Source organism: Pseudorhodoplanes sp., from assembly GCA_032027085.1.
GTDB lineage: Bacteria > Pseudomonadota > Alphaproteobacteria > Rhizobiales > Xanthobacteraceae > Pseudorhodoplanes.
The window spans coordinates 938021-951584 of sequence record JAVSMS010000001.1 but is presented as its reverse complement, the minus strand read 5'-3'; the positions used below and the strand labels follow the sequence as shown (position 1 = coordinate 951584).

General features: G+C 63.4%; 12 protein-coding genes. 3 read left to right on the top strand and 9 right to left on the bottom strand.

The genetic code is table 11. The features are described 5' to 3' along the window. Nucleotides 1–36: 36 nt before the first annotated feature. Nucleotides 37–966, top strand: coding sequence for a methylenetetrahydrofolate reductase (locus tag RO009_04555; protein MDT3684298.1), 930 nt, complete (start codon nt 37–39; stop codon nt 964–966). Nucleotides 967–1178: 212 nt separating this feature from the next. On the opposite strand, the gene RO009_04550 is transcribed toward RO009_04555, so the two are convergent. Then, nucleotides 1179–2630, bottom strand: a complete 1452-nt coding sequence (locus RO009_04550; GenBank protein ID MDT3684297.1) for an FAD-binding oxidoreductase — start codon at nt 2628–2630, stop codon at nt 1179–1181. A gap of 120 nt (nt 2631–2750) precedes the next feature. On the opposite strand from RO009_04550, the gene RO009_04545 reads away from it, so the two are divergent. Further along, nucleotides 2751–3449, top strand: coding sequence for a winged helix-turn-helix transcriptional regulator (locus tag RO009_04545; protein MDT3684296.1), 699 nt, complete (start codon nt 2751–2753; stop codon nt 3447–3449). A gap of 127 nt (nt 3450–3576) precedes the next feature. Here RO009_04545 and RO009_04540 read toward each other — a convergent pair whose 3' ends face one another. The 8 genes from RO009_04540 to RO009_04505 all read right to left on the bottom strand — a co-directional run bounded on the left by RO009_04540 (nt 3577) and on the right by RO009_04505 (nt 12284). Next, the gene (locus RO009_04540) at nt 3577–4833 is read right to left on the bottom strand and encodes a lytic murein transglycosylase (GenBank protein ID MDT3684295.1); all 1257 of its coding nucleotides are present in this window, start codon (nt 4831–4833) and stop codon (nt 3577–3579) included. Further along, nucleotides 4787–5554 carry an ABC transporter ATP-binding protein gene (locus tag RO009_04535; GenBank protein ID MDT3684294.1) on the bottom strand — a complete coding sequence of 256 codons (768 nt, stop codon included), beginning with the start codon at nt 5552–5554 and terminating at the stop codon, nt 4787–4789. Before RO009_04535 ends, RO009_04540 begins: the two co-directional genes overlap by 47 nt. Continuing rightward, nucleotides 5547–6347, bottom strand: coding sequence for an ABC transporter ATP-binding protein (locus tag RO009_04530; GenBank protein MDT3684293.1), 801 nt, complete (start codon nt 6345–6347; stop codon nt 5547–5549). Before RO009_04530 ends, RO009_04535 begins: the two co-directional genes overlap by 8 nt. After that, entirely contained in the window at nt 6344–7426 is a 1083-nt protein-coding gene (locus RO009_04525) for a branched-chain amino acid ABC transporter permease (protein ID MDT3684292.1), read from the bottom strand. The genes RO009_04530 and RO009_04525 overlap by 4 nt, the downstream gene beginning before the upstream one ends. Next, nucleotides 7419–8291, bottom strand: a complete 873-nt coding sequence (locus RO009_04520) for a branched-chain amino acid ABC transporter permease (GenBank protein ID MDT3684291.1) — start codon at nt 8289–8291, stop codon at nt 7419–7421. Before RO009_04520 ends, RO009_04525 begins: the two co-directional genes overlap by 8 nt. Nucleotides 8292–8409: 118 nt before the next feature. Further along, the gene (locus tag RO009_04515) at nt 8410–9564 is read right to left on the bottom strand and encodes an ABC transporter substrate-binding protein (protein MDT3684290.1); all 1155 of its coding nucleotides are present in this window, start codon (nt 9562–9564) and stop codon (nt 8410–8412) included. A gap of 45 nt (nt 9565–9609) precedes the next feature. Beyond that, nucleotides 9610–11490, bottom strand: a complete 1881-nt coding sequence (locus tag RO009_04510; GenBank protein ID MDT3684289.1) for an AMP-binding protein — start codon at nt 11488–11490, stop codon at nt 9610–9612. A gap of 89 nt (nt 11491–11579) precedes the next feature. Beyond that, complete coding sequence (locus RO009_04505) at nt 11580–12284, bottom strand: TetR/AcrR family transcriptional regulator (GenBank protein MDT3684288.1); 705 nt, start codon at nt 12282–12284, stop codon at nt 11580–11582. 56 nt (nt 12285–12340) lie between these two features. Between RO009_04505 and RO009_04500 the strand changes: the two genes are divergently transcribed. After that, a complete protein-coding gene (locus RO009_04500) occupies nt 12341–13450 on the top strand; it encodes a 5-methyltetrahydropteroyltriglutamate--homocysteine S-methyltransferase (GenBank protein MDT3684287.1) in 1110 nt (369 codons plus the stop codon). The last annotated feature ends 114 nt before the right edge of the window (nt 13451–13564 follow it).

Sequence of the window (13564 nt, the reverse complement as noted above, 5' to 3'; positions counted from 1 at the left end):
TAGGATGACGGCGATCATTTGGAGAGCGTTTGATCCATGAGCCTTTCGCAACAGGCGGCTGACACGCATCGTCTCCACGAAACGCTGAAAAGCAAACGCTTCGTCGTCACCGCCGAAATCACGCCGCCGGTCTCCTGTGATCGGAACGATCTACTCGCCAAGGCGCTGCCGCTCAAGGGCCTGGCTGACGCCGTCAATGTCACCGACGGCGCCGGCGCGCGCCCGCACATGGACAGCGTGACCGCCGCCGCCATTCTCATCGACAATGGCATCGATCCGGTGTTGCAACTCACCTGCCGCGACCGCAACCGCATCGCGCTGCAGAGCGCGCTGCTCGCGGCGGCGACGCTCGGCGTGCGCAATCTGCTGGCTCTGCGCGGTGACAATCCCGACGCCGGCGACCAGCCCGATGCCAAGGCGGTCTTCGATCTTGATGCCCGCACCCTGTTGCAGACGGCGGCGCGGATGCGCGATCAGGGCGAATTGCCAAGCGGACGGAAGATTGCCGGCGAGGCGGATTTTTTCCTCGGTGCCGCCGACATGCCGATCGACCCGCCGGCCGAGTGGAAGCCCGCCGCGCTGACCGCGAAGATCGCCGCCGGCGCGCAATTCGCGCAGACGCAATTCTGCATGGACGCGCAGATCCTGCGCCGCTACATGGCGCGGCTTTCCGATTTCGGAATCCCTGAGAAGCTGTTCATGCTGATCGGGGTGGTGCCGTTGCGCTCAGCGAAATCCGCGCGCTGGATCAGGCAGCATCTGTTCGGTTCGATCATTCCCGACGCGATGGTCGATCGCATGGAGCAGGCCGCCGATCCCGCGCGCGAAGGCAAGGCGATCCTGGTCGAATATCTGGAGGAGATTGCCACCATCCCAGGCGTCGCCGGCGCGCATATCATGGCGCCGAACCATGACGACGCCGTGCCCGAGGTGATCACGGAGATCAGGCGGAGGAGCGGGTGGTAGCGCATTTGGTTTGTAGGTCGGGTTAGCGCAGGCACTGCGGCGCTATCAGCTTCGGATTGGATCTGCGCGTAACCCGACATTCACGGGCATCAGGTCGTATGCTCGCTCCCGCGCTGTGTAGGTGTCCTTGACACGTGTCCTTGGCGCCGCCGCTTCCCGAAACCCGGCGCGCGCTCGCAACGGATTCTGCGGCGCCCTCCCGAATCTGCGCGTCAGTGAGGACCAAAGGCCCCGCTGATGCGCGTGCTGGTGCCGGGGCGGATGTTCTGGTTGTGGTGGAAGACGTTGTCGGGGTCATACGTCGTCTTCACGTCGACCAGCCGGTCGTAAACGGAGTCGCCATACGCCTCCCGGACCCGGTCGGGGTCTTCGTCACCGCCGAGGAAGTTGACATAGACGCCTTCGCGGAAGCGGCCGAGCGCGGCGAAGAATCCTCGCGTCCAGGCGGTGTCTCGGTCGCCGAAGTCCTCGCCGGGCCGCCACACAGCGTCGAGGGTGATTGCGTGCGACGCCTGCCGGTTCCCGAATGCCGTCACCTCCTCGGCCATCCGGCTCACCGCCCCCTTGAGATGGAACATCGCTGCGTAGGACCGCGGCGACGAGCCGGAGAACGCATGCTCGGAAATTACGTCGATGAGGTCGTCACGGAGCGTGGGGAGGTAGGTGGACTTCCAGTAATAGTTCCAACCGTGAACGACGGTCGAGTCGAGCGCGCTCTGGAAATCCACATAGGGCGCCGGCCCGACGAGGTCGAGGAGCGGAGTCCGGAATGCACGGAGCGGACGGAGCACCTGCTCACCGTCCTCGATGGGCCCGGCATAGCAGGTGCCGACCATCATCACCGGGCGCCAGTGCAGATCCTCGGGGATGACCGGCAGCGGCGGCGCGGCGCCGAACCTCACGATCGTGCCAAGCTCGTCCGGCGCGTCGCCGATGAAGTCGCGGTAGAAGCGGAGAACCTCACCGGCGTTGGTTGCGTCCCAGATGACGGGCCCGGCCAGAACGGCGGGCCCGACGGGGTGGAGGCGGAACTCGAACGAGGTGACCACGCCGAAATTTCCGCCTCCGCCGCGCACCGCCCAGAACAGGTCGGGATGCTCGTTCTCGGACGCCCGCAGCAACTCGCCGTCGGCCGTTACGACGTCGGCGGTGAGGAGGTTGTCTATCGTGAGGCCGTGCTTGCGCATCAGCCAGCCGACGCCACCGCCGAGCGTCAGTCCGGCGACGCCGGTGTGGCTCACGATTCCGCCGGTGGTGGCGAGCCCGTGCGCTTGTGTTTCGTGGTCAACGTCGCCCCACAAGGCACCACCTTGCACCCAGGCCCTGCGGCCGGCGGGATCGACTCGCACGCCCCGCATCGCCGAGAGGTCGATAACGATCCCGTCGTCGCAAACGGCGGTGCCTGCGACGTTGTGGCCTCCACCCCGTATGGCGATCTCCAGATCGTGGTCGCGGGCGAAACGCACGGCTGCGACCACGTCGGCGGTCCCGATGCATTGGGCGATCAGGCGCGGGCGCCGGTTGATAGCACCGTTCCAGACTGCACGGGCGATGTCGTAGTCGGCGTGGTCGGCACTAATCAATCGGCCTCGGAATCCGTCGATCTCCGCGACGGTCGGCTTCTTGCTTCCGTGCCTGAGTTCCGCGGTCGTCGGGGTTGTCATTGTGTCCTCCTCTGGTGTTGTCCTCCTCTCCCGACCGCGACATCGGGCCACCGCGGACCACGGCCGTAAAGTCAAGAATCTGGACTTCACAGCCGAAGGCGGTTGAGGAACACTGGCGTCATGAGGACGTACGGCCAGTACTGCCCCATCGCACGCGGCGCCGAGATTTTCGCCGAGCGCTGGACACCGCTGATCATCCGCAACCTGCATCTTGGCTGTGGAAGTTTCTGTGAGATCCTGGATGGCGCGCCTGGACTCTCCCGCACTCTGCTTTCACTGCGGCTCAAGCAGCTCGAACGGGTCGGTGTCGTTGAGTCGGCATCCAAGCCCGGCGGACGCGGGCACCATTACGAGCTCACGTCCGCGGGCCACGAACTCTTCACGGTCTGCCAGTCGCTCGGTGAGTGGGGCGCGCGTTGGCTCGAAATCGCGCCCGAGAACCTAGACCCCTTTGTGGCGCTGTGGTCGATGTGCAATGCGCTCCGCCGGGACCGGCTCCCGCATCGACGCGTCGTCATCCGCTTCGACTTCACCGGCCGCCCGCACCGTGAGCGTTATTGGCTGCTCATCGAACGCGGAGACACAGAGATCTGCAAGACGAATCCCGGCTTCGACGAGGATCTCTACATCACGGCGGAAGCCGAAGCCTTCGTCAAATGGCACGCCGGCCAGCTCTCCTGGTCCCAAGCCACCCGGGAGGACCGCATCCAGCTCGACGGCGACCCGTCGCTCATAAGAGCCTTTCCAACCTGGAATGCGCGCAGCATGTTCGCACATATCAGGCCGGTGTCGCGCGCTGCAGGCACTGCAGCGCCGTGAGCGTCGGAATCGGTCTGCGCGTAACCCGACATTCACATGCACAGAACGTCGGTTACGCGCAGACGGTCTCCGAAACATTCTCGCAAACGGCGGGCCGCGCTCACCCGACCTGCGATCTTCTCTGCAATTACCGCAGCCGCCGTCTCGCGCCGCCGCCTTCAGCGTAGAGCGTCTGCAAGAACACCGGCCCTGGATATCCATCCGGCACTTGCCCGGCCTTCGTCTGAATATCCCTGATCGCGTCGCGCAATTCGAAATCGATCAGCCCCTCGAAATTGCTGACGTTGTAGCCGAGTTCGGCGATGCGCTTCTGCATGCGCTGCCGCGCCTCGCGCGTCAATTGCAGATCGTCCTCCGGCCAGCGCCCCGCGATCGGCGCGCCGCCGCGCAGGCGGTCGGCCAGATGCCCGATCGCGAGCGCATACACATCGGATGTGTTGTAGGTCTTCAGCACGTTGAAATTTTCGGTCGCGAGAAACGCCGGCCCGCGAATGCCGCTCGGAAAGAACAGGATGGCATCGCCTTGCGCCGGAAATGCGCGGCCGTCGGCGCGCCGCACGCCGAGCGCGGCCCAGTCGGCAAAGCTTGCGCGGCTGCGGTGGAAATCGAACTGGCGCGGAAGCATCACCTCGAAGCCCCAGGGCAGGCCCGTTACCCAGCCATGTGCCTTCAGGTAATTGGCGATCGAGCCCAGCACGTCGGGCACGTTGGTCCAGATGTCGCGCCGGCCGTCCCCGGAAAAATCCACCGCCCATTTCAGATAGCTCGACGGAATGAATTGCGGCTGGCCCATGGCGCCGGCCCAGGAGCCGACCATGCGATCGCGCGGCACGTCGCCCTGCTGCAGGATCAGCAGCGCATCGATCAATTCGTTCTGGAACAGGTCGCCCTTGTAGCGGGCGAAAGAAGTGCTCGCGAGTGAGCGGATCACCGACTTGCTGCCCGGATTGGCGCCGAAGCCGGTCTCGATGCCCCAGATGGCGATCAGAATTTCCCGGTCGACGCCGAATCGTCGCTCGGCCGCGTCAAGTGTCGCGCGCCAGTCGGCTAGCCTTCTGACGCCGCCTTGAATCCGCGCTTGCGAGACCATGCTCCCGAGATAGGCGCCGATCGCCTTGCCGTATTCCGGCTGCCGCCTCGTCAAGGCCATCGCTTCGGTGTCGGGTTGGAGCCCGCTCAATGCAAAATCAAAAGTTGCGCGGGTGACGCCGCGCGCCTGTGCCTTCGGCCACAGCGATTCAAGGAATGCGCGGAAATCGGATTGAGCGGGTTGCGCGACAACGGGGAGGGAGAAAATCAGAAGGCAGCACAACGCAAGCGCGCCCGTCAGGCGGCGATCATGTTTTCTTTCCCGTTCCGAGATAGGCCGCGACAACGCGTTCATCCTTCAGCACTGTTTCCGCCGGTCCCGAGGCGAGCGTGCGGCCATAGTCGAGCACATGAATCCGGTCGGCAAGATCGGCCACCATCTGCATGTCGTGCTCGATCCAGATCATGGCGATGTTCAGCTCGTGTTTAATGCGCAGGATGAAACGCGCAAGGTCTTCGCGTTCCTCACGGTTAAGCCCTGCCGATGGCTCATCCAGCAGCAATATGGCCGGTTCCAGCGCCAAAGCGCGCGCAAAACCAATGATTTTCTGGGTGCCGAAGGGCAGCCCGCCCACTGGCGTATGGCGATATCGCTCCAGTTCCACGAATTCGATGATGCGTTCAATGGCTTCGCGCTGGCTCACTTCCTCGCGTTTGACGGACGGCAGAAACAGCATTTCCGCCAGCGGATTGGTGCAGATCCGGGCATGGCGGCCGGTGAGCAGGTTTTCAATCACGGTCATGTGAGCAAACAGCTCGCCGTGCTGGAAGGTGCGGGCGACGCCAAGGCGCGCGATCTCGTGCGGGGCCTTGCCGCGAAGATCCTCTTCGCGAAAGCGGATCTCGCCCTCGCCGTGATAGATGCCGCTGATGCAGTTGAACACGCTGGTCTTGCCGGCGCCGTTCGGGCCGATCAATGCGAGCAATTCGCCGGCCTCGACCGAGAAGGACACACCGTCCAGTACGACAAGCCCGCCGAAGCGCAGCGTCAGATTGTCGATCGCCAGTTCAGCCATACCACCTCCGGCTGCGGCGATATTGCTTCACGTCGCGGTAGCTCCGGCGGTCGCCGGACGACTGTCCGAGATAGAATTCCTGGATGTCGCCATGCGAGGTGAGGCGTTCGCGGTCGCCGTCCAGCACCACGCGGCCGTTCTCCAGCACATAGCCGTAATCGGCGATGTCCAGCGCCACCGCCGCACTCTGCTCGACGAGGACAATGGTGATGCCGAGTTCCTTGCGGATATGCACCAGCCTTTGCATCAGGTCTTCGACGACGACCGGCGCCAGCCCGAGCGACAATTCGTCGATCAGGAGCAATTCCGGCTTGCAGACAAGGCCTGAGGCCACCGCCAGCATCTGCCGCTCGCCGCCCGAGAGAAGCCCGCCGATGCGCGCGCGCAGGTCGGCGAGCCGGGGAAAGAACTGGTAGATCAACTCCTCGCGCTCGCGCCGCTGCGCATTGCTCATCGTTGGCGCGAAGGGTGCGGAGAGATTTTCCGCAACGGTCAAATTGGGAAACACCTTGTCGCGCTCCGGCACCAGCACGATGCCGAGCCGCGTCACCTCGTTCGGCGGCCGGTTCTCGATGCGCCGGCCTTTGAAGGTGACGCTGCCTTCGGTGACACGCGCGTCATCGATGCCAAGAAAGCCGGAAATCGCCCGCAAGGTGGTCGACTTTCCGGCGCCGTTGGTGCCCAGAATGGCGACGATCTGCCCTTGCTGCACCGAAAGATTGATGCCCTGCACGGCGGTGATGGCGCGGTGATAGACGACTTCCAGCTTTTCAACCGAGAGCAGCGCCGTCATTTGCGCGCTCCCGCCACGGGCTTGTGCTTGAACGGCCAGAGCAGAAAGTAAGTCTGGATGCGGCGCCAGATGCCGACCAGGCCCTGTGGCTCGAACACCAGGAACAGGATCATCACCACGCCGAACGCTGCGTAGTTCACTGCAAACAGCACGCCGGCATAGCTCTGCGCGTCCGGCAGCCGCAGCAAGGCGGCCTCAATCAGATAGGGAAACAGCGTGACAAACAGCGCGCCGAGAAGCGCCCCGAGCAGTGACCCCATCCCGCCGATGATGATCATAGCCACATACTGGATCGACAGGAACAGCGAGAACGCCTCGACCGAGACGAAGCTGCGGTAATAGGCGAACAAGGCGCCGGCGACCGCCGCCATCGCGGAGGAAATCACGAAGGCCAGCAGCTTGTAGCCGGCGACGCTGATGCCGAGCGCTTCCGCCACCGTTTCGTGGGCATGGATCGCGCGCCACGCGCGGCCGGTGCGGCTGCGCAGCAGATTGACGCAGATCAGCAAGGTCGCCGCGGCAAAGGCGAGCAGGATGAAATACCAGATCTTGCCGCCATAGAGCCGGAATCCGAAGATCACCGGCGCGTCGATCGTGATGCCCGTGGAAAATCCGCGCTTGGTTTCGTATTCGCCGCCCAGATAGACGACCACGAAGTGCAGCGCGAGCGTGGAGACGGCGAGATAAAGTCCGCGCAGCCGCAGCGACGGCAACCCGAAAATCACGCCGAGCAGGGCGCCGACGACGGCCGCCGCGGGAATGGTCACAAAGATCGGAGCGCCGAATTCCTTGAACAGAATCCCGGCGGTAAAGGCGCCCGCGGCCAGCAATCCGGCATGGCCGAGCGAGACCTGTCCCGCATATCCGGTCAGCAGCATCAACGACAGGGCGCCGATGCAGGCGAGAAAGACCTGGTTGGCGAGATCAAGATAGAAGGCTGATGCCACATAGGGATAGACAAGCAATAGCGCGATGAACGTGAACAGACTGACGCGTTCAAGCCGCGTCTTGGTCAGCGCCATTTCCTGCGCGTAGCCGGTGCGGAAATAGCCGCTGGCGCGGGGCGTGCGGTCAGACACGGTCGAGCTCCTCGCGGGTGCCGAACAGACCCCAGGGCCGCACCACCAGCATGACGATCAGCACAAGAAACGGAATGACGTCGGAGAGCAGGGGATCGATATACTGGATCGAGAGCACTTCGGCGGCGCCGATGATCAGCGCGCCGACCAGCGCCCCGACCAGGCTGTCGAGGCCGCCCACAAGCGCCGCCGGGAACGCCTTCAGCCCGATGATCACCATCGTATTGGTGAGGCCGGAATCGAGCGCGATCAGCATGCCGGCAACGGAACCGGTCAGCGTCGACAGCCCCCAGGCCAGCGCGTAGACGGCGTGCAGATTGATGCCGCGCTGCGCTGCGAGCAGCGGATTCTGCCCTGCCGCGCGCATGCGGACGCCCCAGCGTCCGAAGCGCAGGAAGATGAACAAGGCGGCATAGGTGAGGGCGGTGATCACGACAAGAATCGCCGCGAATGTGGAAATGCGCCCGCCGCCCGGCAATGCGATGGCCGGATTGCTAAATCCGAGCGCCTGGCCGGGATATTGTTGTTGTGCCGACCAGATCAACACCATCACGCCGCGCAACAGGATTCCCAGCGCCACGGTGGTCAGCACGGCGGCGAGCACCATTTCGCCGGTCATTTTCCGCATCAGGAAGACATAGACCATCACGCCGACAGCAAGGCTCAGCACCACGGCAGCGGCGATCGCGGCGAAGGGATTTCCGGAAAAGCTCGATGCGGTCGCTAGCAGCAGATACGCACCCAGCATCATCAGTTCGCCATGCGCAAGATTGAGCACGCGGCTGACGCGATAGATCAGCACATAGCCGCAGGCGATCAGCGCGTAGATCGACGAGAGGACGATGATATTGACGGCAAGCTGCACGCGGAATTTCCTTGAACGCCATGCCCGCGCTTGTCGCGGGCATCCACGCCTTGAAGGTGGCACACTCCAGACATCATGGCCGGGACAAGCCCGGCCATGACGTCAAGAGATGATCGTCCTACTTCACGTCGTAGGCATACCAATCCTTCGCGACGGCGATCTTGGAACCGCCCCACTTGTAGACGCGATAGAATTGCTTGGTGCGGAAGTGGTTGTCCTTGGTCCATTCGATCGGACCGCCGCGCAGACCTTTCAAATCGACTTTCAGGTTGGACATCGAGGCCTGGATTTTCGCGGGCGTGGCCGGCCAGCCGGCGCCTTTCAGCGCGGCTTCGATCACCATGCCGGCGATCCAGCCTTCGGTCATCTGCTCGGGCGGATACTTGCTGCCGGCTTTCTTGTTGGCCTCGATGATCTCCTTGTGGATCGGCAGATTGTCCTCGAACAGCGCGTTGGCGCCGATCACGTAGAGCTTGTTGTCCTTGATGCGCTTGAGTTCGCCCTCGGCTTCCAGATGCGCCCAGGTGATGAAGTCGCCCTTCCAGTCAAGGCGGCGCAGCGCCTCGAAGGTGCGCACCTGCGTCACCCACGGCGCCCAGGAGAAGACCCAGTTGGCGCCGGCGTCCTTCAGCTTGGTCGCAAAGGGCGTGTAGTCGGCGGTGGGCGGCGGGATCACTTCAACCGGCAGTGCGGTCATGCCCATTTCGCCGGCAAGCTTGTTGGCGAAGTCCATTTCGCCGCGCGAGAGCGGAATGGCCATCGCCGAGAAACCGATCTTGACCGGCTCTTTCGCGGTTTCCTTCACGAATGACAGCGCGGCGCGGCTGTCGAAATTCGCTGCATAGGCCGTGGTGCAGAACTGGCCCGGATTGGCGGGTGGATAGACGTCTTTCGGGCAGACGCCGCTGGCGAAGAGAAGGGGCACTTGGGCATTCCTCGCTTCAGCCACAACCGGCGCATAGGTCGACGACAGGCTGGCATTGACAAGCAAGACGGCACTGTCCTGCGTCAGCAGCTTTTTGGCATTGGCGGCCGCTTTCGACGGTTCGGCCGAATCGTCGGCGATCACCAGGTTGATCTTCTTGCCGTTGACGCCGCCGCGCGCATTCACCCCGTCGATATAGATGCGCAGCGCGTCCATCGCCGGCGCGTAAGTGGATGCGGGCGGGCCGGTCAGCGCAGCGGTGATGCCGACGACATAGGCGTCCTGCGCGTGTGCGGAGCCGGTTAGTCCAGCCGCGAGCGCCGCGGCGACGACGATTGATGGACGCATGTTTTTTCCTCCCTCGAAATTTTATTGTCAGGTCAGGCAACACAATCAGGCACGCAAGGCATCTCCCACTTCGCCGGCCAGCAGCCGGCTTTCTCCGTCGTCATACATCTCCTCGACGAGCGTCTTGAACCGCTCATACATCTGGCTGCGCTTCACCTTGCGCGTCGGCGTCACCGGCTCGCCTTCCTCTTCCGGATCGAGCGCCTTCGGCAGGATGCGGAACGCCTTGATCTGTTCGACGCGTGCGAGGTCGGCATTGGCCTTGTCGATTTCGGCACGGATCAGCTTTTGCACTTGCGGATTTTCGGCAAGGCTGGTGAAGCCGGTGTAAGCGACATCGCGGCTGCGAGCCCAGTCGGCCACCGTGTCGAAATCGATTTCGATCAGCGCGGTGAGATATTTGCGGGCGTGCCCGAACACGATCGCTTCCGCGATATAGGGGCTCGCGCGCAGGCCATTTTCGATCGTCGAGGGCGAAAGCGTCTTGCCGCCTGCTGTCACCATGAAATCGCGGGCGCGGTCGACCAGCTTCAGCGAACCGTTGACCCATTCGCCGATATCGCCGGTATGCCAGAAGCCGCCCTCGGCCTTCAGCTCCTGGGTTGCCTGTTCGTTGTTCCAGTAGCCGTCGAACAGGTCCTCGCTCCTGACCAGCACTTCACCGTCGTCGCCAAGCTTGACCTCCCAGCCGTCCGGCACGGTGCCGACATTTCCGGGCGCTGGAAAAGGTCCGCGCTGGCCGGCGACGATGCCGCCTGCGCCCTCGGTCTGCCCGTACATCTCCACGACATTGATGCCGTACATGTGCCAAAGCGCCATGGTCTCGGCCGGCAGCGGCGCGCCGCCGGAAACCACCAGCTGAAGCTTGTCGAAGCCGAGCTTGTTGAGGATCGGACGGAAGATCGCGGCATGGAACGCACGATAAACCGCTTCTTGCGCGGCATTGCTGCCGCCATTCCAGCGCCGCCGCGCATGCGCGCGGGCGAAGCGCATGGCGAGGTCGTAGCTGACCCGCTTCGTCTTCGAGGAATTCATGATGCCGACGAGAATCTGCGACGCGAATTTCTGCAGATAGCGCGGCACCGTGAAGATCACCGTGGGAGCAACCTCGAAGAATGTCGTCGGCAGATCTTCCGCGTCCTCGCCGAAATGCGGCACGAGGCGGGTGAACAGCGGCAGCGTGGACGCCACATCGCGGCCGAGTACGTGACATAGCGGCAGATAGACCAGCGTCCGGTGATCCTTCTGGTATAGGGTCGGATAGTGGTCGGACACGGTTGCGGTGGCGGCCAGATGCTTGCCGTGTGAGACCAGCGCGCCCTTCGGATGTCCCGTTGTGCCCGAGGTGTAGACGATGAAGGCCGGAGACTCGGGCTTTATGCGGGCGGCCTGCGCCTCCAGCCAATCGAGGTCGGCGTCTGCTGCAAGCATCTGCCTGTAGCTTTTCAGCCTGGGGTGGTCATAAGCGAACATCGCCGAATCGTCGATCACGACGACGGCGCGCACATTCGGCAGGCGATCGATCAACGGCAGGATCTTGTCGACATATTCCTGATCCTCCGCAATGAAGATCGCGGCGCCGCCGTCGCGCATCTGATATTCGACCTCGGGGGGCGACGCGGTCGGATAGATGCCATAGACGATGGCGCCGAGCGACTGCGCCGCGAAGTCGCAGATCAGCCATTCTTCGCAGACGTCACCCATGATGGCGACGCGTTCACCGGCTTTCAGCCCGAGTTGCGCCAGGGCTTTCGCGGTCCGCGCGACGAGAGTTGCGTAATCGCGCCAGGTGCGTTCGCGATAGATGCCGAGATGCTTGGAGCGGAAGGCGACGCGATCGGGAATGCTGCGCGCCCGCGCGCAAAGCAGCGCTGGCGCCGTCGTGCGGCGCAAGGCGTCTCGAGTGACCGTATTCCCTTCGGTCATCACGTGCCTGTTCTCAAGCGTTTCCCCTGGCGCCGACTATAGCCCGGGACGGTACGGAATTCTATAGGCCAATCGAATTCCTGCACGGATCAGCGCCGGCGCGGGCCGCTCCTCGTCTTCTTGATCAGCCCCTGCAATGTCAGTGCCACGAATTCGCCGCCGATCCGCTCGATCGAGGTGTTTTCCTTTGCATACCAGCCGGCGACGCCGTTCGCCATGCCGAGCAGGGCGAGCGTCGTCAGCCGCGGATCGACATCGCTGCGAAATTCGCCCGAGCGAATGCCGGCGCGGATCACCGTTTCAAAGATTTTTTCGATCTGTTGCGACCATTTGCCGACCCGCCGGCGGCTTTCGTTGGGCAGGAATTGCCGTTGGGTGAGGAAGACCTTGACGAAATCGCCACGATCGAGAATCGGCGAGATATGCGAGCGGATCAGGGCGGCAAGCCGTTCCGCGGCCGAGCCCGGCCCGTCGGCGATGGCCTGCGCGGCCTTGTAGAAATCCTCCACGCCGCGCGTGCAGACGATTTCCAGCGCCACCTCCTTTGAGGGAAAATAGTAATACAGGCTGGCCTGCCGGATATTGAGAACGTCCGCGATGTCCTGCGTGGTCGCGCCATGATAGCCGCGTTCGGCGAAGACGCGGGCGGCGGCCTCGATGATTTCGGGAGAGCGGCGATGCGTGCTGCGCTTGCGCGGCAGGGTTTCGTCGGCGGCTGCCGCCGCTTTTGCGGCGGCGCGGTCGGTCCTGCGATTGGCCCTTGCGCGGAGGTGGGCGGACGATCTAGATTTCATCTATAGACCTATAGAAAATGGCGCGCCTCATTGGCCGCATCTCGGGAGAAACGCCCATGGCCCTCACTGCGTCCGGTCGCCCGCCATTCCGCGCCGATCATGTCGGAAGCCTGCTGCGCCCGCCGGTCTTGCGCCAGGCCTTCAAGGATCACCTGGCCAGGCGCATCGACGACGCGCATTTTGCACAGATTCAGGATCAGTGCATCCGCGACGTGGTGAAGCTTCAGGAAGAGGCGGGATTGCAGGTCGTCAATGACGGCGAATTCCGCCGCGGCTCCTACTGGAGCCGGTTCGTCGAAGGCGTTGAAGGCTTCACGATCAAGCCTGCGGTGTTCAAATTTCGCGATGACGCCGGTCACGAGGTGGAATTCACCGCGCCTTATGCCGCCGCAAAGCTGCGCCGGGTCAAGCCGCTGGCGCTCGATGAATTCAATTTCGTCAAGGCCATCACCAGCGCGACGCCCAAGGTCACGCTGCCATCGCCGTCGACCATGCATTTTTACCGGTGCAGCGACTTCGCGGACAAGAGCGTCTATGCCGATGCCGATGCGTTCTTCGCCGATCTGGCGCGCGTGTTTCAGGAAGAGATCGCCGATCTGGTCAAGGCCGGTTGCCGCTATATTCAGCTCGACGAGGTGGCGATCGCCTTGCTGTGCGATCCGGCCATTCGCCGGAAAGTGGAAGAGGCGGGTCAGAAGCCCGATCATCTGGTCGACCTCTATATCCAAAGTCTGAATGATGCGGTGGCGGGCGCGCCGTCTGGCGTTGTTTTCGGCGTGCATATGTGCCGCGGGAATTTCAAGGGCCATTATCTGGCTGCCGGCGGCTATGAATCGGTCGCCGAACGCTTTTTCACCAATACCAAGGTCAATCATTTCCTGCTGGAATACGACACCGAGCGCGCCGGCGATTTCAGGCCGCTGCGTTTCGTCAAGGGCAAGGGAGTCGTGCTCGGTCTGGTCTCAAGCAAGGTGCCGACGCTTGAAACGTTGGATGACCTCAAGCGCCGCACCAGCGAGGCCGCACAATTCATAGATCTCGACCGTCTCGCGATCAGTCCGCAATGCGGCTTTGCGTCAACGGTCGCCGGCAATCCGGTGACCGAAGACATCGAGCGGCGCAAGTTGAAGCTGTGCGTCGACGCCGCAAAGGCGATCTGGGGCTGACAGCAGCGGGCACAGCCTGCTCCCTCCCCCTGCAAGGGGGAGGGGGTCAAACGCGAAAAGGATTCCACGACCCCCACCCGATTTGCTTCGCAAATCGACCTCCCCCTTTCAGGG